The sequence below is a fragment of the Kitasatospora albolonga genome, from assembly GCF_039535905.1.
In the GTDB taxonomy this organism is placed as follows: domain Bacteria; phylum Actinomycetota; class Actinomycetes; order Streptomycetales; family Streptomycetaceae; genus Kitasatospora; species Kitasatospora albolonga.
In genome coordinates, this window is sequence record NZ_BAAAYB010000065.1 from 65,533 (window position 1) to 91,365 (window position 25,833).

The 25,833-nt window shown below is 74.8% G+C and carries 21 protein-coding genes and 1 pseudogene; 12 read left to right on the forward strand and 10 right to left on the reverse strand.

What is annotated here, in order from left to right; translation table 11 throughout:
• Positions 1 to 107 precede the first annotated feature (107 nt).
• The 3 genes from ABD946_RS16395 to treZ all read left to right on the forward strand — a co-directional run bounded on the left by ABD946_RS16395 (position 108) and on the right by treZ (position 5,167).
• On the forward strand, positions 108 to 710 hold the full coding sequence (locus ABD946_RS16395) for a TetR/AcrR family transcriptional regulator (protein ID WP_345284220.1): 603 nt from the start codon (positions 108 to 110) through the stop codon (positions 708 to 710).
• 82 nt (positions 711 to 792) lie between these two features.
• A complete protein-coding gene (locus tag ABD946_RS16400) occupies positions 793 to 3,396 on the forward strand; it encodes an alpha-amylase family glycosyl hydrolase (protein ID WP_345284222.1) in 2,604 nt (867 codons plus the stop codon).
• A 46-nt stretch (positions 3,397 to 3,442) separates the two neighbouring features.
• The gene (gene treZ / locus ABD946_RS16405; RefSeq protein ID WP_345284224.1) at positions 3,443 to 5,167 is read left to right on the forward strand and encodes a malto-oligosyltrehalose trehalohydrolase; all 1,725 of its coding nucleotides are present in this window, start codon (positions 3,443 to 3,445) and stop codon (positions 5,165 to 5,167) included.
• 40 nt (positions 5,168 to 5,207) lie between these two features.
• Here treZ and ABD946_RS16410 read toward each other — a convergent pair whose 3' ends face one another.
• Together ABD946_RS16410 and ABD946_RS16415 are read right to left on the reverse strand one after the other, a co-directional pair.
• Positions 5,208 to 6,113 (reverse strand): transketolase family protein, encoded by a 906-nt coding sequence (locus ABD946_RS16410; RefSeq protein WP_345284225.1) that lies wholly within the window; start codon positions 6,111 to 6,113, stop codon positions 5,208 to 5,210.
• Positions 6,114 to 6,139: 26 nt separating this feature from the next.
• Positions 6,140 to 6,844, reverse strand: coding sequence for a transketolase (locus tag ABD946_RS16415; RefSeq protein WP_345284227.1), 705 nt, complete (start codon positions 6,842 to 6,844; stop codon positions 6,140 to 6,142).
• An 81-nt stretch (positions 6,845 to 6,925) separates the two neighbouring features.
• On the opposite strand from ABD946_RS16415, the gene soxR reads away from it, so the two are divergent.
• The 4 genes from soxR (at position 6,926) to ABD946_RS16435 (ending at position 11,293) form a co-directional block, all read left to right on the forward strand.
• Complete coding sequence (soxR, locus tag ABD946_RS16420) at positions 6,926 to 7,414, forward strand: redox-sensitive transcriptional activator SoxR (RefSeq protein WP_345284229.1); 489 nt, start codon at positions 6,926 to 6,928, stop codon at positions 7,412 to 7,414.
• A gap of 76 nt (positions 7,415 to 7,490) precedes the next feature.
• Positions 7,491 to 8,345, forward strand: coding sequence for an SAM-dependent methyltransferase (locus ABD946_RS16425; protein WP_345284231.1), 855 nt, complete (start codon positions 7,491 to 7,493; stop codon positions 8,343 to 8,345).
• 234 nt (positions 8,346 to 8,579) lie between these two features.
• Positions 8,580 to 10,925 (forward strand): hypothetical protein, encoded by a 2,346-nt coding sequence (locus ABD946_RS16430; RefSeq protein ID WP_345284233.1) that lies wholly within the window; start codon positions 8,580 to 8,582, stop codon positions 10,923 to 10,925.
• Positions 10,922 to 11,293, forward strand: coding sequence for a DUF5955 family protein (locus tag ABD946_RS16435; protein WP_345284235.1), 372 nt, complete (start codon positions 10,922 to 10,924; stop codon positions 11,291 to 11,293). The genes ABD946_RS16430 and ABD946_RS16435 overlap by 4 nt, the downstream gene beginning before the upstream one ends.
• Before the next feature lie 51 nt (positions 11,294 to 11,344).
• On the opposite strand, the gene ABD946_RS16440 is transcribed toward ABD946_RS16435, so the two are convergent.
• Positions 11,345 to 12,049 carry a hypothetical protein gene (locus tag ABD946_RS16440; protein ID WP_345284237.1) on the reverse strand — a complete coding sequence of 235 codons (705 nt, stop codon included), beginning with the start codon at positions 12,047 to 12,049 and terminating at the stop codon, positions 11,345 to 11,347.
• A gap of 226 nt (positions 12,050 to 12,275) precedes the next feature.
• Here ABD946_RS16440 and ABD946_RS16445 point away from each other — a divergent pair, with 226 nt between their 5' ends.
• Positions 12,276 to 12,587 carry a hypothetical protein gene (locus ABD946_RS16445; protein WP_345284238.1) on the forward strand — a complete coding sequence of 104 codons (312 nt, stop codon included), beginning with the start codon at positions 12,276 to 12,278 and terminating at the stop codon, positions 12,585 to 12,587.
• A gap of 11 nt (positions 12,588 to 12,598) precedes the next feature.
• Here the strand turns inward: ABD946_RS16445 and ABD946_RS16450 are convergent, their stop codons facing one another.
• Positions 12,599 to 13,198: an NADPH-dependent FMN reductase gene (locus ABD946_RS16450; RefSeq protein ID WP_345284239.1), complete on the reverse strand. Its 600-nt coding sequence runs from the start codon at positions 13,196 to 13,198 to the stop codon at positions 12,599 to 12,601.
• Between the two features lie 157 nt (positions 13,199 to 13,355).
• On the opposite strand from ABD946_RS16450, the gene ABD946_RS16455 reads away from it, so the two are divergent.
• On the forward strand, positions 13,356 to 14,204 hold the full coding sequence (locus ABD946_RS16455; RefSeq protein ID WP_345284240.1) for a helix-turn-helix domain-containing protein: 849 nt from the start codon (positions 13,356 to 13,358) through the stop codon (positions 14,202 to 14,204).
• A 491-nt stretch (positions 14,205 to 14,695) separates the two neighbouring features.
• Here ABD946_RS16455 and ABD946_RS16460 read toward each other — a convergent pair.
• The 4 genes and pseudogenes from ABD946_RS16460 to coaE all read right to left on the reverse strand — a co-directional run.
• Positions 14,696 to 14,812 (reverse strand): annotated as a pseudogene (locus ABD946_RS16460) (TetR/AcrR family transcriptional regulator); the annotation flags it as partial.
• A complete protein-coding gene (locus ABD946_RS16465) occupies positions 14,809 to 15,900 on the reverse strand; it encodes a saccharopine dehydrogenase family protein (RefSeq protein ID WP_345284241.1) in 1,092 nt (363 codons plus the stop codon). The pseudogene ABD946_RS16460 and the gene ABD946_RS16465, both read right to left, overlap by 4 nt.
• Positions 15,901 to 15,979: 79 nt before the next feature.
• Complete coding sequence (locus ABD946_RS16470) at positions 15,980 to 16,984, reverse strand: septum formation family protein (protein ID WP_345284243.1); 1,005 nt, start codon at positions 16,982 to 16,984, stop codon at positions 15,980 to 15,982.
• 148 nt (positions 16,985 to 17,132) lie between these two features.
• Positions 17,133 to 17,726, reverse strand: coding sequence for a dephospho-CoA kinase (gene coaE / locus ABD946_RS16475; protein ID WP_345284245.1), 594 nt, complete (start codon positions 17,724 to 17,726; stop codon positions 17,133 to 17,135).
• Positions 17,727 to 17,867: 141 nt separating this feature from the next.
• Here coaE and ABD946_RS16480 point away from each other — a divergent pair, with 141 nt between their 5' ends.
• Positions 17,868 to 18,017, forward strand: coding sequence for a hypothetical protein (locus ABD946_RS16480; protein ID WP_345284247.1), 150 nt, complete (start codon positions 17,868 to 17,870; stop codon positions 18,015 to 18,017).
• Positions 18,018 to 18,024: 7 nt separating this feature from the next.
• Here ABD946_RS16480 and ABD946_RS16485 read toward each other — a convergent pair whose 3' ends face one another.
• On the reverse strand, positions 18,025 to 20,262 hold the full coding sequence (locus ABD946_RS16485) for an MMPL family transporter (protein ID WP_345284249.1): 2,238 nt from the start codon (positions 20,260 to 20,262) through the stop codon (positions 18,025 to 18,027).
• Between the two features lie 166 nt (positions 20,263 to 20,428).
• Positions 20,429 to 21,919 carry a 30S ribosomal protein S1 gene (gene rpsA, locus ABD946_RS16490; protein ID WP_345284251.1) on the reverse strand — a complete coding sequence of 497 codons (1,491 nt, stop codon included), beginning with the start codon at positions 21,917 to 21,919 and terminating at the stop codon, positions 20,429 to 20,431.
• 499 nt (positions 21,920 to 22,418) lie between these two features.
• Here rpsA and ABD946_RS16495 point away from each other — a divergent pair, with 499 nt between their 5' ends.
• A complete protein-coding gene (locus ABD946_RS16495; RefSeq protein ID WP_380148947.1) occupies positions 22,419 to 23,210 on the forward strand; it encodes a class I SAM-dependent methyltransferase in 792 nt (263 codons plus the stop codon).
• Positions 23,211 to 23,213: 3 nt separating this feature from the next.
• The gene (hrpB, locus tag ABD946_RS16500; protein WP_345284255.1) at positions 23,214 to 25,724 is read left to right on the forward strand and encodes an ATP-dependent helicase HrpB; all 2,511 of its coding nucleotides are present in this window, start codon (positions 23,214 to 23,216) and stop codon (positions 25,722 to 25,724) included.
• The last annotated feature ends 109 nt before the right edge of the window (positions 25,725 to 25,833 follow it).

Below are 25,833 nucleotides of genomic sequence, written 5' to 3' on the forward strand. Positions count from 1 at the left end.
GTCATCTGATACACGACAGTATCTGATCTCCAGAAAAATGCAACAGTGCAGTATCAGTAATCACCCGGTAACGTCTCCGGGGACGACGAACCGGTCTGGAGGCAGGGATGAGCACGACCGCGGGACGCCCGCTGCGCGCCGACGCCGAACGCAGCGTCCGCGCGATCCTGGAGGCGGCGGAGCGGGTGCTGACGGAGCATCCGGCCGCCTCGATGGAGCAGATCGCGGAGGCCGCCGGGGTCACCCGGATCACCGTCCACCGCCGCTTCGCCAGTCGGCAGGCCCTGCTGGAGGCACTGGCCACCGACGCGGCCGAGAAGCTGGCGCGGGCCATCGAGGACAGCAACCCCGAGACCGCCCCTCCGCTGGTCGCCCTGCACCGCGCCACCGCCAACGTCCTGCGGGTCAAGGGGGCCTGGGGCTTCGCGCTCGGCCCGGCCGCCACCCTGAGCGAGCAGGCCGCCCGGCGGCACGAGGAGATCGCCCGGCGCTGCACCGCCCTGCTCTCCCGGATGCGGGACGACGGCGTGATCGCCGCCGATGCCGACCCCGAGTGGGCGCGCCGGGTCCTCTACGCCCTGATCGGCGAGGCCCTGCACGGCGGCCCGCTCCCCGGCGACCCGGACCCGGACACCCTGGCCGCCCGGATCGTCGAGACCCTGCTGCACGGCGTCGGGCCCCGCCCGGTGGCCGGCCGGCGGCGCGACTGACGGCGCGTCACGACCTGACACGGCTACGCCGTTCGCACCAACACCGCCATAACGGGCCCGGTGGGCGGGTACCCATCACCCCATGACGTCAGCGCAGTCGCGCCCGCCCACCGCCAGCTACCGCCTCCAGCTCCAGCCCGCCTTCACCCTGCACGACGCCCGCCGGGCGGTGCCCTACCTGGCCGCCCTGGGCGTCTCGCACCTGCACCTGTCCCCGCTACTGGAGGCCGCCCCCGGCTCCACCCACGGCTACGACACCGTCGACCACACCCGGATCAGCGAGCAGCTCGGCGGCGAGGCCGCGCTGCGCGCGCTGGCGGCCGAGGCGCACCGCCACGACCTGCGGCTGATCGCCGACGTGGTGCCCAACCACATGGCGCTGCCCGTCCCCGAGCAGCTCAACCAGCCGCTCTGGCAGGTGCTCCGGGACGGCCCGGACTCCCCGTACGCGGCCTGGTTCGACATCGACTGGTCCGCCCAGGACGGCCCGGCCGACGCGCCGGAGCGCGGGCGCGTCCTGCTGCCGCTGCTCGGCGGGCGGCTCGGCGAGGTGCTCGACCAGCTGACGGTCGACGGGGAGGTCCTGCGCTACCACGAGCACGCCCTGCCGATCCGGCCCGGCACCGGGCACCTCCCGCTCGCGGAGCTGGTCCGGCACCAGTGGTACCGGCCGGCCTGGTGGCGGGTGGCGGACAGCGAGCTGAACTACCGCCGGTTCTTCACCGTCAACCAGCTGATCGCGGTCCGGGTCGAGGTCCCCGAGGTCTTCGAGGCCACCCACCGCACCCTGCTGCGGCTGCACGCCGACGGCGTCCTGGACGGCTTCCGGATCGACCATCCCGACGGCCTGGCCGACCCGCGCGGCTACCTGCGCCGCCTGGCGGCGGCCACCGGCGGCGCCTACACCGTGGTCGAGAAGATCCTCACCGGCGAGGAGCGCCTGCCCGCCGACTGGCCCTGCGCCGGCACCACCGGCTACGACGCGCTGCGCCGGATCGACGGCGTCCTCACCGACCACCTCGGCGCCGAGCGGCTGGCCACCGCCTACCGCGCCGACTGCGCGGTGGCCGAGCCCGCCCCGCCCTCCCACGACCCGGCCCACTTCGAGCCCACCCGTCCCAGCGCGGGCTCCTGGCACGACGCCCCGGCGCGCTCCGCGCCCACCGACCCGGGCGGTCCCGGCGCCGGAGCAGCCCCGGGCCCCGACGGCGCGCGGCCGCCGGGCGCCGGGACCGGCGAGCCCGCCGCCGGCCCCCCGGCCGGGGCAGCCGGGGCAGCCGGGACAGCCGGCATGCTCGCCGAGATCCGCCACGGCCGGGCCGAACTCCTCACCCCCGACGGCGAGTTGTCGGCCGAGCTGGGCCGCCTGGTCCGCCTGGTCGGCCGGATCTGCGCCGCCGACACCGGCCTGGCCGACCACCCGGCCTGGGCGGTCCGGGAGGTGCTGGCCGAGCTGCTGACGGCCTATCCGGTCTACCGTCCCTACGTGGTGCCCGGCGAGCCGGCTCCGCCCGAGGCCGTCGAGGGCGTGAGCGCGGCACTGGCCGGAGTGCCGGCCCGGCTGAGCGGCGCCGCCGGGCTGGTCCGGGCGCTGGCCCTCGGCGAGCACGGGCGCGGCCCGGCCAAGGACGAGTTCTGCGCGCGCCTCGGCCAGACCGCCGCCGCCGTGGCCGCCAAGGGCGTGGAGGACACCGCCTTCTACCGCTTCAACGCGCTGATCGGCCTGAACGAGGTCGGCGGCAGCCCCGCCCGCCCCGGCCTGAGCCCGGCCGAGTTCCACGCCTGGTACGGCTACCTGGACGCGCACCGGCCGCACTCCATGACCGCCCTCTCCACCCACGACACCAAGCGCAGCGCCGACGCCCGGGCCCGCCTGGCCGTGCTCGCCGAGCTGCCCGGGCGCTGGGCCGCCGAGTGCGCGGCCTGGACCACCGCCGCCGGGCCCTGCCCGGACCGGCCCACCGCCTGGCTGCTCTGGCAGACCCTGGTGGCCGCCTGGCCGATCACCCCCGAGCGGCTCGGCTCCACCCTGCTCAAGTCCGTCCGCGAGGCCAAGCTCGCCACCTCCTGGACCGACCCCGACGAGCGGTACGAGCGGGCCGTGCTCGACCACGCCCGGGGCGCCCTGGCCAACGCCTCCCTCCGCCCCCGGATCGAGGGCTTCGTCGACTCGATCGCCCCCTACGCGCGCAGCAACTCGCTCGCCGCCGCCCTCCTCCACCTCACCGGCCCCGGCGTGCCCGACCTCTACCAGGGCAGCGAGGAGCCGCTGCACACCCTGGTCGACCCGGACAACCGCGCCCCCGTCGACCTGGACGCCCTGGCCGTCCGCCTCACCGACTCCGCCGCTCCCCGGCACGGCGACCCGGCCCGGGAGAAGCTCCACCTCACCACCACCGCCCTCCACCTGCGCCGGGCCGGGGAGCCGGGCCCCTACCGCCCGCTGGCCGCCGTCGGCCCGGCCGCCGGCCACCTGCTCGCCTTCGCCCGGGGCGGGCGCACCGTCACCGCCGTGACCAGGCTGCCGTACGGGCTGGAGCGCTCCGGCGGCTGGCGCACCACCACGCTGGAGCTGCCGCCGGGCACCTGGCACGAGGAGCTGACGCAACGTCGGTTCGGAGGCGGACAAGTACCGGTGGCCGAGCTGTTCGCCACCCTGCCCGTCGCCCTCCTGGTCCAGACTTGACCGCCGGCCCGGGCCGGACCCACGACCGCAGCACGAGGAGCGCCCTGTGACGCAGTACCAGGTCTGGGCGCCGGTGGCGTCCCGGGTGGAGGTCGAGGTGGACGGCGACGCCCACCCCATGGCGCCCTGGCCCGGCCGGGCCGGCTGGTGGCGGGCCGAGGCGCCGGAGGGCGACTACGGCTTCCGCCTCGACGGCGGCCGCCCGCTGCCCGACCCGCGCTCGCCCCGCCAGCCGTACGGGCCGGACGGCCTCAGCCGCCCCGTTGACCACGCCGCCTTCCACTGGTCCGACACCCCCTGGCAGGGCCGGGCGCTGCCCGGGGCCGTGGTGTACGAGCTGCACGTGGGCACCTTCACGCCCGGCGGCACCTTCGCCTCGGCCGCCGAGCGCCTCGACCACCTGGTCGAACTGGGCGTGGACTTCGTGGAGTTGCTCCCCGTCTGCCCCTTCCCCGGGCGGCACGGCTGGGGCTACGACGGGGTCTCGCTCTGGGCGGTGCACGAGCCCTACGGCGGACCGGAAGGGCTCAAGCGCTTCGTCGACGAGGCGCACCGCAAGGGCATCGGGGTGGTCCTCGACGTGGTGCACAACCACCTCGGGCCCTCCGGCAACTACCTCCCGGCCTTCGGCCCGTACTTCACCGACCGCCACCACACCCCCTGGGGCGCGGCGGTGAACCTGGACGCCCCCGGCTCCGACGAGGTCCGCGCCTACCTGATCGGCAGCGCGCTGGCCTGGCTGCGGGACTACCGGATCGACGGGCTGCGCCTCGACGCGGTGCACGCCCTGGCCGACGACCGGGCCTACCCCTTCCTGGAGGAACTCGCCGTCGAGGTCGAGAAGTTGGGGGCAGCCACCGGGCGGCCGCTGTTCCTGGTCGCCGAGTCCGACCTCAACGACCCGCGCACCACCAACCCCCGGCAGTCCGGCGGCCTCGGCCTGACCGCCCAGTGGAGCGACGACTTCCACCACGCGCTGCACGCCGCCCTCACCGGTGAGTCCCAGGCGTACTACGGCGACTTCGCCGCCGCACCGCTCACCGCCGTGGCCAAGACCCTCACCAAGGGCTTCTTCCACGACGGGAGTTGGTCCTCGTTCCGGGGGCGCAGCCACGGCCGCCCGTTCCCCGCCGCCTTCGGCCACCGGCTGCTCGGCTACACCCAGACCCACGACCAGATCGGCAACCGCGCGCTGGGCGACCGGCTCTCCGCCACCCTCTCCCCCGGCCGGCTGGCAGCGGGGGCGGCGCTGGTGCTCACCTCGCCGTTCACTCCGATGCTCTTCATGGGCGAGGAGTGGGGCGCCGCCACCCCCTGGCAGTACTTCACCAGCCACCCGGACCCGGAGCTGGCCGAGGCCGTCCGGCAGGGCCGGCGCCGCGAGTTCACCTCCCACGGCTGGGCCGCCGAGGACGTCCCCGACCCGCAGGCCCCCGCCACCGTCCTGGTCTCCACCCTCGACTGGACCGAGCCCGGCGCCCGCCACCACGCCGAACTCCTCGACTGGTACCGCGCCTTGATCCGTCTGCGGCGTGCCCACCCCGCCCTCATCGACCCCGACCTCTCGGCCGTCCGGGTCGACGTCGACGAGCTCGGCCGCTGGCTGGTCGTCCACCGCGGCCCCCACCGCCTCGCGGTCAACCTCGCCCCCGAGGACCGCCTCCTCCCCGTCCCCCCGGGCACCCCCCTGGCCACCTTCGGCAAGGCCGAACAGACCCCGGACGGCCTCCTGTTGGGCCCGGACTCGACCGCCCTCCTGGAGATCGACTGACCTCACCGCAGGAACGACTCGAGCCCCGCGCAGCGGCCCCTCACCGCAGGAACGGCGCGATCCGCGCCCGCAGCCCCGACGCGTCCAGCCCGTACGCGGCCAGGTGCTCCGGGATCGTCCCGTAGTGCCGGTGCTCCTCCTTCGGCACGCCCAGCCCCAGCACCCGGTGCGGCAGTTCCGCCAGCGCGTCGTTGGCCTCCCCGACCGAGGTGCCCGCCAGGTAGGGCTCGACCAGCACCACGTCCGCCGGCCCGTCCCCGACCGCCGCCCGCAGCGCCGCCCCGTCGAAGGGCCGCACCGTCGCCGCGTAGAGCACCGTCACGTCCAGCCCCTCGGTGGCCGCGAGCACCGCGTCCAGCATCGGCCCGACCGCCAGCACCACCCCGCGCCGCCCCTGCCGCACCGTCAGGAACCTGCCCGGCGCGACCGGCATCGCCTCCGCGTTCTGGTGCACCGACAGCCGGACGTACACCTTCTCGTCGCCGTCCGCCGCCGCGTGCCGCAGCAGCCGCTCCGCCTCGTCCGGATGGCCGGGCACGTGCACCGTCCAGCCCGGCAGGGTGTCCAGCAGGGCGACGTCCCCCGGCGCCATGTGGGTACGACCCCCGGCCGGCCAGTCGTAGGAGCCCGCCGCGCTGACCAGCACCGCGCCGACGCCCTGGTGGCCCAGGTCCAACTTGACCTGCTCGAAGGGCCGTTCCACCAGGAAGCTGGCGAAGGTGTGGGCGATCGGACGCAGCCCGGCCAGCGCCAGCCCGCCCGTCACGCCGATCAGCAGCTGCTCCCGGATGCCGACGTTGATCACCCGGTCCGGGTGCCGGGCGGCCTCCGCCTCCAGGCTGGCGGCGCTGATGTCGGCCAGCACCACGGCCAACCTCGGGTCCTGCTCCAGCAGTTCACCGGTGATCCCGATGAAGCGGTCTCGCATGGTCTCGGTGGTCTCCATCGTTCCCTCTCCCCTGTTCCTCTTCGTCAGTTCTTGGGCTCGACCCGGGCGATCACCGCGTGCGGCCGCCCGTCGTGCGAGGCGGTGAACGCCCGGTGCAGCGCCTCGTGGTCCCGGCCGTCCACCGTGACCGCCGACCAGCCCTCGGCCTCGAAGCGGGAGGCGATCCCGCCCCGCCAGCCGTGGGTGGCCGAGGAGTTGTCGATCACCACGGCGTGCAGCCGGTCCAGTCCGGTCGCTCCGGCGAAGGCGACCGCCTCGTGGTTGCTGCCCTCGTCGAACTCGGCGTCGCCGAGCAGCACCCAGACCGCCGGGCCGGTCAGCCCCTGGGCCCGCAGGCCGAGCGCGGTCCCCACCGCCAGCGGCAGGCCGTGGCCGAGCGAGCCGGAGCCGATCTCGGCACCCGGCACCAGCAGGCGGTCCGGGTGGTGCCCGAGCGGGGAGTCGTAGGCGCCGAAGCTCGGCAGCACCGCCGGGTCCAGGAAGCCCTTGGCGGCGAGCACGGCGTAGTAGGCCATCGGGCCGTGGCCCTTGGAGAGCAGGAAGCGGTCCCGCTCGGGGTCCTCCAGGGTCTGCGGGGAGACCCGGAGCACCCGGTCGTAGAGCACCCAGAGGACGTCCAGGGTGGAGGTCGCGGCCGGGCCGTGCTTCTCGGCGCCGGTCATCAGGGCCATCAGGTCGGCCAGGTCGTGGTGTCCGTAACTCTGCGGTGCGGTGGCTGCGGAGGTCATGGACAGAAGCGTGCAAGGTGAAGCGCACTTCAAGTCAAGCCGCCCCCGACCGGCCTTCGGGGGACCGTTAGTGTTCCGCCCATGGCGCTCTCCCGGCACGACCTCCTCACCATCGGCGAACTCTCCGCCCGCAGCGGCCTGGCCACCTCCGCGCTGCGCTACTACGAGAAGCTCGGCCTGATCCACGCCGAACGCACCGCCGGCGGCCAGCGCCGCTACGCCCGGGCCACCCTGCGCCGGGTCGCCTTCGTCCGGGCCGCCCAGCGGGTCGGGCTCTCGCTGGACGAGGCCCGCACCGCGCTCGACCGGCTCCCGGCCGAGCGCGCGCCCAACGCCGGGGAGTGGAGCCGGGTCGCCGTGTCCTGGCAGTCCCGGATCGACGAGCAGATCGCCGAGCTGGAGCGCCTCAAGCAGAAGCTCACCGGCTGCATCGGCTGCGGCTGCCTCTCGCTGTCCCGCTGCGCCCTCTACAACGCGGGCGACCGCGCCGCCGCCGCCGGCCCCGGAGCCCGCTACCTCCTCACCAGCGATCCGGCCCAGGGCACCGAGGCGTCCCCCGAACGGCCCTGAGCCATCTATGCTGCCTCTGGCACAGCCCGGCACCACGGCACCCGGCCGTCTCGAACAGCCACGGGGGAGAACAGACATGACCGACCATCAGGACGTCTCGCTGGACTGGATGTCGGGCGACCAGGACGAGGTGCGGCCGCCCACCGACCTGCGCCCCGAGGTGCCGCACCCGGCCCGGATGTACGACTACTACCTGGGCGGCAAGGACAACTTCCCGGCCGACCGGGAGGCCGCCGAGAAGGTGCTCGGGCTCAGCCCGCTGGTGCGGATCAGCGCCCAGGCCAACCGCGCCTTCCTCCAGCGCGCGGTGCGGGAGCTGGCCACCGAGCACGGCATCACGCAGTTCCTGGACATCGGCACCGGCATCCCCACCTCGGGCAACACCCACGAGATCGCGCAGCAGGTGCACCCCGACGCCAAGGTCGCCTACCTGGACAACGACCCGATCGTGCTGGTGCACAGCCGCGCCCTGCTCTCCGCCGCCGGCGCGGGCAACGCCACCGTGGTCCAGGCCGACCTGCGCGACCCGGAGGCGATCCTGGAGGACCCCGAGGTCCGCAAGGTGATCGACTTCGACCGGCCGGTGGCCCTGCTGCTCTTCGCGGTGCTGCACTTCATCGACGACGCCGACGACCCGTGGGAGATCGTCCGCACCCTGGTCGACGCCCTGCCCTCCGGCAGCTTCCTGGCGGTCTCGCACGGCACCGGCGACTTCTCCACCCCCGAGCAGGCCTCCAAGGGCCCGGCCGTCTACAAGACCGCCACCGCCCAGCTCACCATGCGTCCCCGGGCCGACGTGCTGCGCTTCTTCGACGGCCTGGAGCTGCTGGAGCCCGGCCTGGTCACCGCCCCCACCTGGCGCCCGGACGAGGCCGCCAAGCCCACCGACGCCGAGACCGCGATCTGGGCGGGCGTGGCCCGAAAGGCCTGACCCGGCCGGTCAGTTGTCCTGACAGGCGCCGTCCGGAACCGTAGAGTGCTGCCACCTGACGCATGGGGGGCAGATGGAACCGGACGGCGCCACCAGGAACCCGCTGCGGGCCCCGCTCCACCACGGCGTGAGCCGGCAGGGAGGCGTCGGCGCGGTCACCGACCGGGCCGTCGGACCGCAGGCCGATGCCCGACCCACCGCCCCCGCACCGCTCCCCGCGCAGCCCGCGCAGACATGACCGGCGCGGACCGCGCCACCCACCGCGCCGTGCGGCGCAGGGTGCACCTGCTCGTCCTGGTGCTCCTGCTCACCGGCCTCCCGTGGACCCAGCGCGCACTCCCCGCGCCCGACGCGGACAACCCCGTGCTGCGCTGGCTGCTCTACCAACTCCGGTTCCCGGCCTGGCTGTCCGACCAGGACCTGGTCGGCACCGTTTTCCGGCTGAGCGAGACCGACGGCCGGATCATCAGCACCACCTCCACCGCCGTCCTGCTGCTGGCGCTGCTCTGGTGGACACCACGGCTGGTGCCGATCGGCCAGGGCCGCGGCCGGCTGCTGGCCGGCTGCGTGGGCACGGCCACCCTCGCCACCGTGCTGGCCTCGCTGGCCCACTGGGCCGCGCTGTTCCTGGTGCTCAGGGGCTCGGAGCTGTCCAGCGCCGGGGTCGACCTGCTCTTTCCGGTCTCCGCGGACTTCGGCCTGCTGCTGGCGGGCGCCCTCGCCCTCGCCCTGTCCGGCCTCGGTACGGACCCCCTCGGCCACCCGTCCACGGCCCGCCGCCCGGGTCTCGGCCCGGGTCGCCGGACCCGCCCGGCCACCCCGCCCTCCGAACGGAGCTCCGCGATGTCCGTGCCGCACGCCACCGGCGTCCCGCTGGGCAGTGAGCCCGGCGACGTCACCCGGTACCTGAGCGCCGCCGTCTACACCGACCCCGCCTTCGCCCGCCTGGTCACCGAGGAGCTGGTCGCGGACGAGCTCGGCGCGGTCGCCGCCTCACCGGGGGTGGACCTGGTGCCGGTCGCCCGGCACGCGCTGGCCGCCCAGGCCCTGCGCCGCCGCCGCGACGGCGCGCTGGCCCTGGCCTTCCTGGCGCTGCTGCTGGTCAGCCCGCTCTGGCTGCTGCTCACCGGGCTGGTCCTGGCCGTGCTCGGCGCCGCCGCCCGGAACGGCCGGTACGACCGCTCGGAGGGGTCCGAGCGCGGGCGCCGCGAGGGCGTCACCCCCCGCGCGCTGGTCCTACTGCTGCTCACCGTCCCGGTGGCGGCGGCCGTCCCGGCGGCCGCCCTGGCCCTGCTCGCGGCGTACGAACCCCCCGGGTTCTGGGCCTGGCTGACCGGGGGCTACCTGGCCGGCGTCCCGGCGCTGCTGGCCATGGGCGGCGGACTGGCCGCCGCCCAGCTGCTGACCCTGCGTCACGTCCGGGACGTGGACGCCCGGCTGCGCGGCCAGCTCCACCGCGAGGCCTTCCGGCCGGACGCACCGGTCGAGCCGCTCGGCCCCGACTGGACCGGTGAGCGCCTGCTGGCCATCGCCCGGGCCCAGCAGGGAAACGTCACCGTGCACAGCAGCTACCTGCCGTTCCTCGGCTACGGCCCGGCCCTCGCCACCGTCCCGCCGATCGTCGTCCCCCTGCTGCCCGCGGGCGGCCTGCCGGGCGGGCAGCCGTCCGCGATACGGGAGTTCGACGCCTGGGAGCTGATCACGGCCGTGCGCGACCGGCTCCGGGAGACCTCCGACCGGCACTCCGCCGAGCCCCCGGGCGGCGCCGAGGCCGACCTGGCGGGCCTGCGGCTGGAGCACCGCGTCTCGGTCCACGGCACGGTGGCCGCCGACGATCCCCGGCTGCTCCCGGCCGACCTGCTCCACCCGGTCACCCGACTGTCCGAGGAGCAGGTCAGGGAGATCACGCTCGACCCCGACGGCCGGGCCCGCCACCACCTGGTCGCCCATCTGCCGCTCTGGGGCGACGACGTGGTGCCCAGTCACTTCCTCCGGGTCTCCATCAGCGGGCGGACCCTCCACCTGGACTCCGCGCTGCACGTCCTGCGGCCGGTCCTGGCCGCCCACCACGAGGTCGACCTGCTCCCGCGCGAGCTCTCGGGCGCCCGGCTGGACGCCCTCCGGCTCGCCGCCCTCGGCCAGGCCCCCACCCTGCTGCGCCGGGCCCCCTCCGCCTACCTCGACCTGGCCGGCTACGACCGCCGCCACCGCAACCGGCTGCGACGGGGGCTCCTCGCCCTCGAACACGACCCGGCGTTCGACCACGGCGCCCGCCTCAGCGTCCGGGAGGCCGCCGCGGGCCCGGGCTTCCCGAACCACTACCAGGAGAGCGACTGCGTCCACACCGCCCTGGCCCTGTTCCAGCACGCGCTCACCGCCGTCCGCGACTTCCTGGACGAGCACGGCGTGGACACCGGCCCGCTGACCGCCCAGCAGCAGAACAACCTGGTGAACTTCGGGGTCATCCAACAGGGCGGGATCAGCCAGGTCGGCAACCAGGCCGTCGGCCCCGGCGCCCTCGCCCAGTCCTCCCCCGCACCGGCCGCACCGTCCGTCCAGCAACCGAGGAGCCAGCGTTGACCCACTCCGACCCCGGCGCCAACTACGGCGTCCAGCAGTCCGGCGGCCACAGCCAGGTCGGCAACCAGGCCGTCGGCCCCGGCGCCCGGGCCATCGCCCACCAGATCGCCTTCCAGTCCGCCGCCCCGTCCCGCCGGGTCGAGGAACTCCTCGCCGTCATCGAGCAGTTGCTCACCGCCCACGCCGGCGATCTCCCCGACCCCGAGACCCCGCAGGTCGAACTCCGCCGCCTGCGCGAGGAGCTCGCCGAGGACGACCCCCAGCCCGGCGTCCTGCGCCGCGCCCTGGACCGCCTCACCGCCATCGCCGTCCCGATCGCCCCCCTCGCCACGGCGGTCGCCGAACTCACCACCGCCGTACTCGGCTGACGGGGCCGGCGGGACCGGCAGGCAGCCAGGCAGCCAGGGCCGACGGGGCCGCTACTCCTCCTCGCGGGCGTGGCGGCCGCCGGTGCCCCGGGTGAAACGACCCGTCAGGCCGGCCGCCACGGCCGCGGCGAGCAGCACGGCGGCCGGGATCGCCAGGTGGAGGGCGGGCCGGTACTCCACCAGCCCGTCCGGCAGTTCGACCACCCAGCCCAGCCGCTCCGCGAGGTGGAGCGGGTCGTAGGTGGCGCAGCCGTACGCGACCGCCGCGAAGCCGAGCGCGAAGAGCAGCAGCACCCAGCTGCGCTCCCCCGCCCCGAGCAGCAGCAGGGCCCCGGCCGCGACCACCAGCGGGGTGGCACCGTTGAAGACCAGCAGGTGCGCCGAGGCGGCCCAGGCCGAGGGGCTGCGCAGCCCGTTCCACCCGATCACGGTGAGCACCGCCGCCGCCCCGCCGAGCAGCACCATCCCGAGCACCGCCGGCACCACCCGCACCGGCCGCCCGGCCCGCCGGTAGCGGCGCAGCACCAGCCAGCAGGCGAGCACCAGCGCGAGGGCCCAGTACACCGCCAGCCACCCCGGCCGGGCCAGCTCGTGGGTCCCGAGCAGCCCGCCGGGCGAGCGGAAGACCACCGCCGCGCAGAACCCGTCGGGCACCACCTGGCGGCAGCCGTCCACGGGCACCCGGTACAGCGGCAGCGAACAGCCGATCAGCACCCCGAACAGCGCGAGCACGTACCAGTACCGCCGTACGGCCATCCGCCCCACCCTCCCCTCCTGCCGAGCACCTCGAACGATTGCCCGGCAGTCTCCACGCAACCCGCCCCGCACACAAGGACCCGGACGTTTCCCTCCTGCCAATTTCCGCCCAACACCGGGCATTTGGCACACGTGACCGCCACCCGGACCTTGAGATTGAACATGTTCAAACTCTCTGTCAGGATGGCGTCGTCAGGACCCTCCCGTCCGAACCGGAGCGTGCGGCGTGATCTTCGAACTGATCTTCCTCGTGATCCTGGGATGCGCCGTGGTCATGGGGCCGGCCACCCTGCTCGCCCTGGTGGTCACCGTCCTCGGGTGGCTGGGCATCCGGACGCGCGCCCTGCTGCTCGTCCCGCTCGCCGCCCTCCAGGCGGTGGCCTGGTCGATCCTGCTCTCGGGGCACGTCATGACGCTGGCCGTCGTCGCCCTGGCCTCCTGCACCACCCTGGCGGTGGGGGGCGCCCGGCTCTACAAGCTGGCCCACCCCACCCCGCCTCCGCCGGCCTGGTACCTGGCCGCACCACAGCGGTTCTAGCCCGCGCCGCCTCAGGCCGCGAACGGCCGGTCCCGGCGGGCGTCGTGGAGCACCGACCCCCACCAGGCGAGCTGGTCGAGCATCGCCTTGGCCGCCGCCTCGGGGCCGTCCGGGGCGTGCAGGGTGCCGTCCGCCGCGAAGAGTTCGTAGAACCGGGGGAAGGAGACGTACTCCCGCACCGCATGGGCGTTCAACTCGCCGAAGACCTGCCGCAGCTGTTCGATCGCCAGCACGCCGCCGCTGGCGCCGCTGTAGCCGACGAAGCCGACCGCCTTCGCGGCCCACTCCCGGTGGTACCAGTCGACGGCCGCCTTCAGGGAGGCCGGGAAGCTGCGGTTGTAGTCGGGCGTCAGGACGACCACCGCATCCGCGGCCGCCAGCCTCGCCGTCAGCCCCGCCATCCGCTCGGGGCGCGGCAGTTCGGGGTGCATCGCGGGCGGCGTGGCCGGCAGCGACACCGGGACGTCGTACTCCGCGAGGTCCACCACCTCCACCGCGAACGCGCCGTGCTCCGCCGCACGGCCCGCGAACCAGTCGGCCACCACCGGGCCGAAGCGGCCCTCCCGCACGCTGCCGACGAGGACGACCAGATTGAGCTTGTCACCGGACATGGCACTGCTCCTGACGATGGATCGGATCTTCCGGACCGGCCCCCGACCGGGGCCGCTCCACCAATCTGCCGCCCCACCGGAGCCGGAGGGAGACCGCGCCGAGGGTGGTAGTACCAGGGCCACGATCCGCCGCGCCCCGCCTGTTAGCGTCGCCACCATGAGCGACAACGAGTTGGGACTCTTCCTGCGCCTGCGCCGCGAGTCGGTGACGCCCGCCGAGGCCGGTCTGCCGACCGGCACCCGCCGCCGGACACCGGGGCTGCGCCGGTCCGAACTCGCCACCCTCGCCGGGGTCAGCGTGGAGTACCTGACCCGGCTGGAGCAGGGCCGGGACCGCCGGCCCTCCACCGAGGTGCTCGGCGCACTGGGCGACGCGCTGCGGATGACCATGTCCGAGCGCGTGCACCTGCACCGCCTCGCCAAGGGGGCCGACGGTTCGTTCAGCTGCACCGGCGGCGCCCAGCCCCGCCGGGCCGTCCGGCCGACGGTGCGGGCACTGCTCGACCGGCTGGAGCCGGGCCCCGCCGTCCTGGTCAACCGGCTCGGCGAGGTGCTCGCCACCACCTCCGGCTACCGCCTGCTGATGGAGCCGATCGGCCTGCTGGACGGCCCGTGGCCCAGCCTCCCCCGCTACGTCTTCACCGACCCGCGGGCCCGCACCGCCCTCCCCGACTGGGAGCAGGCGGCCGACGACCAGGTGGCCGCCCTCAAGCAGGGCCCTGGCCGCTCGGATCCCCATGTCGCCGCCCTGATGGACGAGTTGACGGTGGCGGCCGGTGCCGGGTTCAGCCACCGGCTGGAGCGGCTGGCCGGTCTGCCCCGCACCAGCGGCACCACCCGCCTGACCCACCCGGAGGCCGGCGCCCTGCGACTGGCCTACGAGACCCTCGACCTCCCCGCCGACGACGAGCAGCGCCTGATCGTCCACCTGCCCGCCGACGAGGCCACCGCCGCCGCCCTCGACCGCCTCACCGGCCGCCGCCCCGGCGCCCTGCGCGCCGTCTGACGCACCGGGCGTCGGAGCGGGACAACACCCGGCCGGCCTATCCCAGGAGCAACAGCCGCGCGGCCGACAGGAGTTGACCGTCCGTCCCGGCCGAGGCGCGCCCCGCCACCCCCGACCGGAAGAGCGAGGCCCCCCTCGATCAGCGCCACGAAGGCCTCCGCCCTGGCCAGGCACTCGGCCACCGGAAGCTCCGGACGCCAACCCCCGATCTGCCCGGCCACCAGCCGCCCGTAGTCGGCGTAGAACGCCCGGACCGCCGCCGCCACCGCCTCGTCCCGCGCCGCCAGCGCCCACAACTCCACGAACAGCCGCACCAGTTCGCCGTCCTGGTGCTGGGCCAGCAGCATCGCCACCAGCCGCTCGGGGTCGGCCTCGGTGGCGGCGCTCTCCGCCCCGAGCTGGTCCAGTGAGCGGTGCAGCACCCGGGCCAGCAGCTCCGCCACCAGCTGGTCCCGGCTCGGGAAGTAGTACTGCAGGTGCCCGAGCCGCACTCCGGCCGCCTCGGCCACCGCCCGCAGCGACAGGGCCCCGTGACCACCCGTCACCAGGGTGCGCTCCGCCGCGTCCAGGATGGCCGTCCGCCGCGCGCTCCCCTTCGCCGTGCTCACGCCGCGACCGCCCCGGCGGCCCCGACGGCCCCGGCCTCGACCACCACTCCCAGCTCCGCGAGCGCGGTGAGGACCCCGCCCGGCAGCGGGTGCTGCTCCGGGAAGGCGAGCCCGGACGGTGCCGCGGCACCGTCCTCCCCCAGCACCCGCCGCAGCCCCAACAGGGCTCCCACCGCCGTGAGATGGGCCTGCCCGAGCGGATCGGTGACGGTCCAGGACGCCCGCCCCCGGGGCCCGGTGGCGTCCAGCCGGATCCGCGCGGTGCCGCCCTGCCCGGGCGCGTACAGCAGGCGGCGCCTGGTCGGCTGCCAGCGCTCGCCCGAGGCCCAGCGGAAGAAACCGAGGCGGCCGAGGCCGAGCAGCGCATTGGTGGCACCCGTACTGCTGAAGCCGATCCGGGTGGCCACGCCGGTGGCGCCCAGGGTGAGCGGGAGGGTGAACTGCTCGGGGGTGTCGATCCGCGCCACCTTGGTCCGCTCGCCGCCCACGACCAAGGTCCGCGCCCCGGTCAGCGGCACCACCGGCGCGGTCCGGCCGCCCTCGGTGGCTTCGAAGGCGAGGCCCAGCCGGTCCATGAACTCCACCGAGTCGGCCCCGGCCCGGTCGGCGAGGTCGTAGCGGATGGCGGTGTCCAGCGTCTCCAGCCCGCCCAGGCGCTCGGCGAGTGCGGCGGCCAGCAGCGGGACCACCCCGCCCATCCACCCGGAGGAGAGCAGCACCGGCCCGCCCGCCGGGGCCAGCGAGACGCGGGCGACGGCCCGCTGCAGCCGCGCCGTCCAGCGGGTCACGTCCACGTGCGGGACCGCGCCGCGCAGGGCCGCGTCCAGCGCCCGGTCGGCCGGGTCGTTCACCAGGGCCACCACGGCCCGCACCCCGGCGGCGAAGGGCTCCGGGTCGGCCAGGTCCCACCGCCGGGCCTCGGCGCCGGTCTCCCGGCAGAGCTCCGCGGCCCGCTCCGGACTACGGCCGGCCAGCAGCAACGGTGCGAACGGGGCTGCGGCGCGGGCGAGTTCGGCCCCGACGGTGCCGTAGCCGCCGAGCAGCAGGACCGGTCCGGCGGGGTCGTGGGAGAGCTGATCGAGTGCCATGGACCCAATATAGGTCACTCGACCTAAAAACAGAGCCGAGAACGGCCCCCGCCGTGATCCGGCGGGGGCCACCGCGCGGTCAGACCTGGAGCCCGCCCGGCGCCGTCGTCCCCGCCGTGGGGGACCCCGTCGAGCCGGTGGCCAGCCCGAGCGCCTTGCGGACCGCCGTCGCGGGGCCAATGCTGTCCGAGGAGATCTCGTCCGCCGAGTCCGCCAGGTCCTCCAGGTCCTCGGCGTCGCCCACGTGCACGGCCGCCCGCCAGGCGGCGGTCTCCCGGTCCTTGGCGTCCAGCATCCTGCTCATCGGCTGCCGGACCGCCTCCGGCCACACCACCGCCCGCAGCGCCTGGGCCTCCCGCTCCGAGGCCTCGGCCATCTGCCGCACCCACTCCGCCAGGTCGGCGCGCTCGACCTCGCCGGAGCCGTTGTACGGGTCCTCCGCGTAGGCCCGGTTGTACGGGTTGACCGCACGCAGGTAGGCGAGCTGACTCTCGTTCAGCGAGCCGGCCGCGACCCGCACCGATCCGGTGGAGCCCGTCCTGCCACCGTCGAAGACGCAGAGCGCCTCCCGCTTCCCGGCCGCCCACTGACGGCTCGACGGGTAGATGTGGGACTCCCCCACGTGCCGCGGCATCGCCCAGCTGTCCGGGGCGTACGCGTCCCACTGCGGCGAGCAGGCCAGCACCGCCGCGTGCGAGATCTGCCGTTCGGTCGGCGCGGCCCCCAGCGAGTCCTCCAACCGGACGGTGCCGGCCACCTCGCCCTCGTGCCGCTGCTCGCAGGGGACGACCCGCAGCCGGGAGAGCAGCACCGAGTCGTCCTCGCCGCTCCGCAGCCCCTCGACGTAGCACTGCCCGGTCGCGGGCCCGGCCCCGGAGGCGACCGCCTCGCGCACCAGGTCGTCCACCTTGACGTAGAGCAGCGTCCCCGCCACCACGACGGCGGCCACGACCGCCGCCGCCGTCCCCAGCAGGAACCGCTTCCGGCTCCCTCCGGCCGACGCGACGGCGGGCGCGGCGGCGGCCGGAACGGCCCACGGGTCGGTGGCGGACGGACCGCCGGGGAACGGCTGGTTCTCGGTCATGGCTGGTACGACTCCCCCTGGCGCCCGTGCGTCTCCGCTACGGGCAGGTGTTCGACAAGATCACCGAGACCTTAGCCGAACAGCCCGGACGCCCGTGCGGAATACCGGCCCGCGACACCACCCCACGACACCGGCCCGCGGCACCGCCTCAGAGCCGCTCGCGCAGCCGCTCCCACACCGCGCGCACCTGCGGCGCCAGCTCGGCCAGCGGCCCGCTGTTGTCGATCACCAGATCGGCCACCGCCAGCCGCGCGGAGCGGGTCGCCTGGGCCGCCATCCGGGCCTCGGCCTCCTGGGCCGCCATCCCCCGCAGCCGCACCAGCCGGTCCAGCCGCACCTCGTCCTCGGCGTCCACCACGACCACCAGGTCGTACAGCGGCGCCAGCCCGTTCTCCGCGAGCAGCGGGACGTCGTGCACCACGACGTCGGCGTCCCCGGCGGCGGCCTCCAGCTCCGCGGAGCGGGCCCGTACCAGCGGGTGGACGATCGCGTTCAGCGCGGCCAGCCGCTCCGGGTCGCCGAAGACCAGCGCGCCGAGCGCCGGCCGGTCCAGCGTGCCGTCCTCGCGCAGCACCCCCTCGCCGAACTCGGCCACCACCGCGCGCAGCCCGTCCGTCCCCGGCTCCACCACCTCACGGGCGATCAGGTCGGAGTCCACGATCACCGCACCCAGTGCGGCGAACTGCCGGGACACCTCGCTCTTGCCCGCCCCGATCCCGCCCGTCAGTCCGATCCTCAGCATGCGGGCCAGGCTACCGCCTACCGGCGTACGCTCCGCCGCCCGGGTGAGCCGCCATTCCCTCGCCGCCGCACCGGCGTTGTGCAGTGCGCTCCGTACGAACCACGCCACGCCCCACCGAGCAAGGAACCCCGAGGAACCCTCATGAAGCTCACCCGCACCCGGCTCGCGCTCCTGCTCGCCACCACCGTCGGCGGCCTGCTGCTCACCGCCGGCCCGGCCGCCGCCTGCGACGCGCTCGGCGGACTGTCCGCCCTCAACGGCGACTTCGGCAACTCCTGCACCCTGCGCTGACCCACCGTCAGCCGACCGGGGCGGGCACCTTCTCCTCCAGCGGCCCGTCCAGCCGTCCGTCCACCGGCGGCGCCTGGGCCGGCAGCACCGGCTGCGGCAGCGGCGGCAGCGCCACGTGCTCGGTCAGCCCGAACCGCCGGTGCAGTCGGCGCAGCGGCGCCGGTGCCCACCAGTTGAACTCGCCGAACAGCGTCATCGCGGCCGGCACCAGCAGGCAGCGCACCAGGGTGGCGTCCACCGCCACGGCCACCGCGAGCGCGATCCCCATCTCCTTGACCATCAGCATCTGCCCGGCCGCGAAGCCCGCGAAGACGATGACCATCAGCAGCGCGGCCGAGGTGATGATCTTCCCGCTGCGCTGGAGTCCGAGCTCCACCGCGCGCGAGCAGCTGTGGCCCTGGTCCCGGAGCTCCTTGATCCGGGCCAGCAGGAAGACCTCGTAGTCCATCGAGAGCCCGAAGGCGAAGGCGAAGACCAGCACGGGTATGAAGGTCTCCAGCCCGCCCGTCGGCGTGAAGCCGAGCAGGCCGCTGAAGTAGCCGTGCTGGAAGACCAGGGTCAGCGCGCCGAGCGAGGCCCCGAGCGAGAGGACGTTCATCAGCAGGGCCTTGACCGGCATCACCACCGAGCCGGTCATCAGGAAGAGCAGCACCAGCGTGCCGACGGCGACCAGGCCCAGCGCCCACGGGCCGCGGGTGACGATCTCGTGCTGGAAGTCCACCACCGAGGCGGCGTCCCCGGTGACGTGGGTGGTCATCCCGTCGCGCTGCTCGCGCAGCTCCTTCACCACCCGCTTGGCCTCGGCGCCCTGCGGATCGCCGTGGACCAGCACCTCCACGGTGCTCACCCCCGGCGAGACCGCGGTCACGGCCCGGACCCCGGCGACGTCGGGGAGCTTGGAGACCACCTGGTCGGCGTAGTGCTGGGCGGCCGCCCGGTCGGCCTCGACCACCACCGTCACCGGTGCGGGGGCCAGGGCCGGGAAACGCTGCTCGACGGTCTCGGCCACCTGCCGGCCGGCCGATGAGGCCGGCAGCACGGCGGCGCCGGAGCTGCGCCAGTCGGAGCCGAGGAATGGGGCGCCGGCCGCCATCAGCAGCGCCACGCAGGCCAGCACCACCGGGATCGCCCGGCGCTGCACCCGCCGCACCGTCCGGGTGAAGAAGCCCTCGTCGGGCACCGGCTCGGTGGGGGTCTTGACCTTGTGGCCGACGAAGCCCAGCAGTGCGGGGATCAGGGTCAGCGCGGCCGCGACGGCGATCACCACCACGCTCACCCCGGCCACCGCGACCGCCCGGAAGACCGGGCTGGTGAAGACGAAGAGGCCGGAGAGCGCGACGGCCACGGTCAGGCCGGAGAACATGACGGTCCGTCCGGCGGTCGCCGCCGTCCGCTCCACCGCGGCGGCGATCGCGGCCCCGTGGCCGCGCTCCTCGCGGAAGCGGTTGACCATCAGGAGGGCGTAGTCGATGGAGAGTCCGAGGCCGAGCACGGTGGCGATCGGCAGCACGCTGGTGTCGATGTCCATCAGCCGGCTGAAGCCGAACATGGCCAGCAGCGCCCCGCCCACCGAGGCGACCGCCCCGATCACCGGCAGGCTGGCGGCCGCGAAGCCGCCGAAGACCAGCACCATGACCAGCAGCGTCAACGGCAGCGTGACGATCTCACCGAAACGGGTGTCCGCCTGGGTCTGGGCGACCACTTCCTGCTGGGTCACCAGGTCCCCGCCGACGGTCACCTTGGCACCCGGCGCGTGGATCCCCTTCAAGCCGTCCGTCACGGCCTTGAGCTGCGCGTCGGTCGAGCCGTCCGCCATCCGCACGGAGACCAGCGAGGCTTTCCCGTCCGCGGCGCTCAGCGCCCCGTCACTGCCGTACGTGTCGGCCACCGAGAGCACCCCGGGCAGCTTCCCGATCACCGAAGTGGCGTCCGTGACGGCCGACTTCACCGCCGGGTCGGTCACCTGTACGCCGTCCACCACCGCGGTGACGGTCCCCCGCGAGGGGTCGGCCTGGGCCAGCACGGCGGCGCCGGCCGAGGACTCCGAGCCCTTGGCGTCGGTGGCCGAGACGGTGCCCTCGAACACCTTCCCGCCGATCAGCACGCCGAGGACGAGCACCACCGCCCAGAGGCCGAGCACCCAGCGGCGGCGCCGGAAGCAGAACCGACCGAGGGCCGCGAGCCGTCCGCCGACCTTCTGGTCGTCGGACGGGGAGGGGGGTGCCGCAGTGAGGATTGTGCGCATGGTGCGTAGGCCTTTCGGGCGGTTCCCCACCAAGCTAGGTGTAAACCACCCAATTCCCTATACCGCTGCGCCGCGATCCATCTCACACGAACGGACCCCCCGTCCCGGGAACCGGGACGGGGGGTCCGTGTACTACCGAACCTCAGAGACCGAGGTCAGGCGGTGTTCAGCTCTGGCCGCCGGCCAGCTTCTCGCGGAGCGCGGCGAGCGCCTCGTCCGAAGCGAGGGCGCCGGAGCCCTCGTCGCTGGCCGAGGTGTAGGAGCCACCGGCAGCGGCGGCGACGGCGTCGCCACCCTCGGCAGCGGCCTCGGCGTCGGCCTCACGGCTCTTGATGACCTGAGCCTGGTGGGCCTCGAAGCGGGTCTGCGCCTCGGCGTACTGGCGCTCCCACTCCTCACGCTGCTTCTCGAAGCCCTCGAGCCAGTCGTTGGCCTCGGGGTCGAAGCCCTCGGGGTAGATGTAGTTGCCCGCGTCGTCGTACGAGGCAGCCATGCCGTAGAGGGTCGGGTCGAACTCGGCCGCGGCGGCGTCGCCACCGAGGGCCTCGTTGGCCTGCTTCAGCGAGAGGCTGATGCGACGACGCTCGAGGTCGATGTCGATGACCTTGACGAAGATCTCGTCGCCGACCTGGACGACCTGCTCCGGGATCTCCACGTGGCGCTCGGCCAGCTCGGAGATGTGGACCAGACCCTCGATGCCCTCGTCCACGCGGACGAACGCACCGAACGGAACCAGCTTGGTGACCTTACCCGGGACGACCTGGCCGATCTGGTGGGTCCGGGCGAACTGCTGCCACGGGTCCTCCTGGGTCGCCTTCAGCGACAGGGAGACGCGCTCGCGGTCCATGTCGACGTCGAGGACCTCGACGGTGACCTCCTGGCCGACCTCGACGACCTCGGACGGGTGGTCGATGTGCTTCCAGGACAGCTCGGAAACGTGGACCAGACCGTCGACGCCACCCAGGTCCACGAAGGCACCGAAGTTGACGATCGAGGAGACGACGCCGGAGCGCACCTGACCCTTCTGGAGGGTGGTGAGGAAGGTCTGGCGGACCTCGCTCTGGGTCTGCTCCAGCCAGGCACGGCGGGACAGGACCACGTTGTTGCGGTTCTTGTCCAGCTCGATGATCTTGGCCTCGAGCTCCTTGCCCACGTAGGGCTGGAGGTCGCGGACGCGGCGCATCTCGACCAGCGAGGCCGGGAGGAAGCCACGGAGGCCGATGTCGAGGATGAGACCACCCTTGACGACCTCGATGACGGTACCGGTGACGATGCCGTCCTCTTCCTTGATCTTCTCGATCGTGCCCCAGGCACGCTCGTACTGAGCGCGCTTCTTGGACAGGATCAGACGACCCTCCTTGTCCTCCTTCTGGAGAACCAGGGCCTCGATCTCGTCGCCGACCTTGACGACCTCGTGCGGGTCAACGTCGTGCTTGATCGAGAGCTCGCGGGAGGGGATGACACCCTCGGTCTTGTAACCGATGTCGAGGAGCACCTCGTCACGGTCGACCTTCACGATGATGCCCTCGACGATGTCGCCATCGTTGAAGTACTTGATGGTCTCGTCAATGGCGGCGAGGAAAGCCTCGGCATCGCCGATGTCGTTGACCGCAACCTGCGGGGTGGTGCTGACAGAGGTGTCGGTGGGGCTCGTCATTAGGAAAAGGGCTCCGGTACGGACATGAAGTCGTAGGTAATGCCACGCGGAGGGCCCGTATCGCTCCCACCGAAAGCCGGACAGCCAAGACGACGGCCCACCTGTCTGGGTAACCAGATGGTGTCCGTCTTGCGACCGTGGGGTCTTCGACAGATGCGAGCGCGACCTGCTCCGTCCGAGGCGCGCAGGCCCGCAGCGCAACTTGTAGCATACGGGGACAGCCGGGCACGGTCAACGTCGAAGACGACGAGACGGTGGAGGCCGGGATGGATCAGGCCATATCCTCCGATTGCGCACCCAGCAGGTGGCAGCCACAGGGGCCTCTCCCCGGATGCCACGGCCGTGAACCGGACCTCGTAGAGGACCGCTCGCGACAGCAGCGCTTCCGCACCCCATACCCTACGCGACGGGCTCCACGACCTTGGCCACCACCCCCTCCTCCACCGACCCCGACGACCTCGCGCCGCTCGACCTCCCCGAGGAGGACGAGGACGAGGCGCTGCGGCGGGACGCCGAAGCCGGCGAGTCCAGCCGGGCCAGCCGTCACTGGTGGGACCGGAACGCGGACGAGTACCAGGACGAGCACGGCGCGTTCCTGGGCGACGACCGCTTCACCTGGTGCCCCGAGGGCCTGGACGAGGCCGAGGCCGGGCTGCTCGGCGACCCGGCCGGGCTCAAGGGGCTGCGGGTGCTGGAGCTCGGCGCCGGCGCGGCCCAGTGCTCGCGCTGGCTGGCCGCCCAGGGGGCGGTGCCGGTGGCGCTGGACATCTCCTACCGGCAGCTGCAGCACTCCCGGCGGATCGACCTCGGCCGGGGCACCGAGCCGCTGCCGGTGGTGCAGGCGGACGCGGGCGTGCTGCCGTTCGCGGACGGCTCCTTCGACCTGGCCTGCTCGGCGTACGGGGCGGTGCCGTTCAGCGCCGACACCGCCGAGCTGATGCGCGAGGTGCACCGGGTGCTGCGGCCCGGGGCCCGCTGGGTGTTCTCGGTGACCCACCCGATCCGCTGGGCCTTCCCGGACGAGCCGGGGGTGGAGGGGCTGACGGCCACCGCCTCGTACTTCGACCGCACCCCGTACGTCGAGCAGGACGCCGAGGGGCGGGCCACCTACGTGGAGCACCACCGGACGGTGGGCGACCGGGTGCGCGAGCTGACCGGGGCGGGCTTCCGGCTGCTGGACCTGGTCGAGCCGGAGTGGCCGGAGGGGCTGGAGCAGGAGTGGGGCGGCTGGAGCCCGCTGCGCGGCCGGCTGATCCCGGGCACCGCGGTCTTCGTCGCCGAGCGGGGCTGAGCCGTGCGCTCCGCCGGGCTCGAACTGCCGGTCCGCACCGCCGTGCCCGCGCTCCAGCGGGCGCTGGCCTCGGACGGGGTGGCGGTGCTCTCCGCCCCGCCCGGGACGGGCAAGACCACGCTCGTCCCGCTGGCACTGGCCGGGCTGGCCGACGGGCTTCCGGGCCCGGCGCGGCGGGTGCTGGTGGCCGAGCCGCGGCGGCTGGCGGTGCGGGCGGCGGCCCGGCGGATGGCCTGGCTGCTGGGGCAGCCGGTCGGCGGGGCGGTCGGCCTGACGGTGCGCGGCGAGCGGCGGGCGGGGCCCTCGACGGTGGTCGAGGTGGTCACCACCGGCGTGCTGCTGCAACGGCTGCAGCGGGACCAGGAGTTGACCGGGGTCGACGTGGTGGTGCTGGACGAGTGCCACGAGCGGCACCTGGACGCGGACACCGCGCTGGCCTTCCTGTTGGACGTGCGGGGCGCGCTGCGGCCGGAGCTGCGGATCGTCTGCGCCTCGGCCACCTCGGACACCGCCGCCTGGGCCGAACTGCTGGGCGGCGCACCGGTGGTGGAGGCGCACGGCGTCTCGTACCCGGTGGAGACGGTCTGGGCGCCGCCGCCGCGCGGGGTCCGGCCGCCGCAGGGGACGCGGGTGGACCCGCTGCTGCTGGAGCACGTGGCCGCGACGGTGCGGCGGGCCCTCTCGGAGCGCGACGGGGACGTGCTGTGCTTCCTGCCGGGGGTGGGGGAGATCGCCCGGGTGGCAGGGCAGTTGGGGGCTTCCGGGGTCGAGGTGCTGCAGCTGCACGGGCAGGCTCCGGCGGCGGTGCAGGACGCCGCGCTGACGGCGGGCGAGGGGCGCCGGGTGATCCTGGCGACCTCGGTGGCGGAGTCATCGCTGACCGTGCCGGGCGTGCGGGTGGTGGTCGACTCCGGATTGGCCCGGGAACCGCGCACCGACCACGCGCGCGGCCTGTCCGGGCTGGTGACGGTGCGGGCCTCGCTGGCGGCGGCCCGGCAGCGCGCCGGGCGGGCCGGCCGCGAGGCTCCCGGGGTGGTCTACCGGTGCTGGGCCGAGGCGGAGGACGCACTGGCGCCGCGCTTCCCGACCCCGGAGATCGCCCAGGCCGAGCTGACCTCCTTCGCGCTCCAGGCGGCCTGCTGGGGCGACCCGACGGCCGCCGGGCTCGCGCTGCCGGACCGCCCGCCCGCCGGGGCGATGGCGGCGGCGCGTCAGGTGCTGGCCGGCCTGGGCGCGGTGGACGCGGACGGGCGGGCCACCGCCCGCGGGCAGCGGATCGTCCGCAGCGGGCTGCACCCGCGGCTGGCCCGGGCGCTGCTGGACGGCGCGGAGCTGGTCGGGGCACGGCGGGCGGCGGAGGTGGTGGCGCTGCTCTCCGAGGAGCCGCCGCGGGCCTTCGGCGACGACCTGACCGAGGCGTGGCGGCGGGTGCGGTCGGGAGCGTCCGACGACCCGTACGCGCGGCGGTGGAAGGACGAGGTGCGGCGGCTGGGGCGGCTGGTGGAGGGCGTCGGCGACAGCCCCTCGGTGACGGAGCGTCATGTACCGGGGATGGTGGCCGCCTTGGCGTACCCGGAGCGGATCGCGCGGGCGCGGGCCGCGGACGGGCCGTACCTGATGGCCTCGGGGACGGCCGCCGAGCTGGGGGCCGGTTCGCGTCTGGCGGGCGAGGAGTGGCTGGCGGTGGCGGTCGCGGACCGTCCGGCCGGGGCGCACTCGGCCCGGGTGCGGCTCGCGGCGGCCCTGGAGGAGGAGACCGCGCGGGTGGCCGGGGCGGCGCTGCTGGCCTCCCGCGAGGAGGTCGAATGGTCCTCGCGGCAGGGCGAGTTGACGGCGCGGCGGGTGTCCGCGCTGGGGGCGGTGGAGCTGGAGGCGGCGCCGCTGGCGAAGCCGGATCCGGAGCTGGTGCGGGCCGCACTGCTGGACGGCCTGGCCCGGGAGGGGGTCGGAGCGCTGCTGCGGTGGACGCCGGAGGCGGTCGGGCTACGGTCCCGACTGGCCTTCCTCCAGCGGGAGTTGGGCGAGCCCTGGCCCGAGGTGGACGACACGGCGCTGGCCGGGGGCGGCTGGCTGGAGCCGGAGCTGTCCCGGGCCCGGCGGCGGGCCGACCTGGAGCGGATCGACGTGGCCTCGGCCCTGCAGCGGCTGCTGCCCTGGGCCTCCGGCCAGGCCGGGCGGCTGGAGGAGCTGGCCCCGGAGCGGATCACCGTGCCGAGCGGCTCGCGGATCCGGGTGGACTACTCGGGCGACCGGCCGGTGCTGGCGGTCAAGCTGCAGGAGCTGTTCGGCTGGCAGGCCGCACCGAAACTGGCCGACGGACGGGTGCCCCTGACGGTCCACCTGCTCTCCCCCGCCGGCCGCCCGGCCGCCGTCACCGGCGACCTCGCCACCTTCTGGCGCGAGGGGTACAAGGCGGTCCGGGCCGACCTGCGCGGCCGCTACCCCCGCCACCCGTGGCCGGAGGACCCGAGCACGGCGGAGCCGACCAAGCGCACCAACCCCCGCAAGGGCTGAAGGCACGACGCCCGGCAGGGCAGCGGCCCAGGGGCGCGAGGAACTGCGCGAGGCGGAAGAAGGAGACCCGTGTGCCGGGTACGGAGATCCACTTGCACGTGAGTGCCCG

Excerpts from the sequence above, each read along its gene's own strand:
- ABD946_RS16425 (WP_345284231.1), top strand. The coding sequence starts at position 7,491 with ATGACCGACCATCAGGACGTCTCGCTGGACTGGATGTCGGGCGACCAG.
- ABD946_RS16485 (WP_345284249.1), bottom strand. The coding sequence starts at position 20,262 with ATGCGCACAATCCTCACTGCGGCACCCCCCTCCCCGTCCGACGACCAG.
- ABD946_RS16415 (WP_345284227.1), bottom strand. The coding sequence starts at position 6,844 with ATGACCTCCGCAGCCACCGCACCGCAGAGTTACGGACACCACGACCTG.
- ABD946_RS16465 (WP_345284241.1), bottom strand. The coding sequence starts at position 15,900 with ATGGCACTCGATCAGCTCTCCCACGACCCCGCCGGACCGGTCCTGCTG.
- rpsA (WP_345284251.1), bottom strand. The coding sequence starts at position 21,919 with ATGACGAGCCCCACCGACACCTCTGTCAGCACCACCCCGCAGGTTGCG.
- ABD946_RS16430 (WP_345284233.1), top strand. The coding sequence starts at position 8,580 with ATGACCGGCGCGGACCGCGCCACCCACCGCGCCGTGCGGCGCAGGGTG.
- ABD946_RS16410 (WP_345284225.1), bottom strand. The coding sequence starts at position 6,113 with ATGGAGACCACCGAGACCATGCGAGACCGCTTCATCGGGATCACCGGT.
- ABD946_RS16470 (WP_345284243.1), bottom strand. The coding sequence starts at position 16,984 with ATGACCGAGAACCAGCCGTTCCCCGGCGGTCCGTCCGCCACCGACCCG.
- ABD946_RS16395 (WP_345284220.1), top strand. The coding sequence starts at position 108 with ATGAGCACGACCGCGGGACGCCCGCTGCGCGCCGACGCCGAACGCAGC.
- ABD946_RS16400 (WP_345284222.1), top strand. The coding sequence starts at position 793 with ATGACGTCAGCGCAGTCGCGCCCGCCCACCGCCAGCTACCGCCTCCAG.
- ABD946_RS16440 (WP_345284237.1), bottom strand. The coding sequence starts at position 12,049 with ATGGCCGTACGGCGGTACTGGTACGTGCTCGCGCTGTTCGGGGTGCTG.
- ABD946_RS16480 (WP_345284247.1), top strand. The coding sequence starts at position 17,868 with ATGAAGCTCACCCGCACCCGGCTCGCGCTCCTGCTCGCCACCACCGTC.
- ABD946_RS16455 (WP_345284240.1), top strand. The coding sequence starts at position 13,356 with ATGAGCGACAACGAGTTGGGACTCTTCCTGCGCCTGCGCCGCGAGTCG.
- ABD946_RS16450 (WP_345284239.1), bottom strand. The coding sequence starts at position 13,198 with ATGTCCGGTGACAAGCTCAATCTGGTCGTCCTCGTCGGCAGCGTGCGG.
- coaE (WP_345284245.1), bottom strand. The coding sequence starts at position 17,726 with ATGCTGAGGATCGGACTGACGGGCGGGATCGGGGCGGGCAAGAGCGAG.
- soxR (WP_345284229.1), top strand. The coding sequence starts at position 6,926 with ATGGCGCTCTCCCGGCACGACCTCCTCACCATCGGCGAACTCTCCGCC.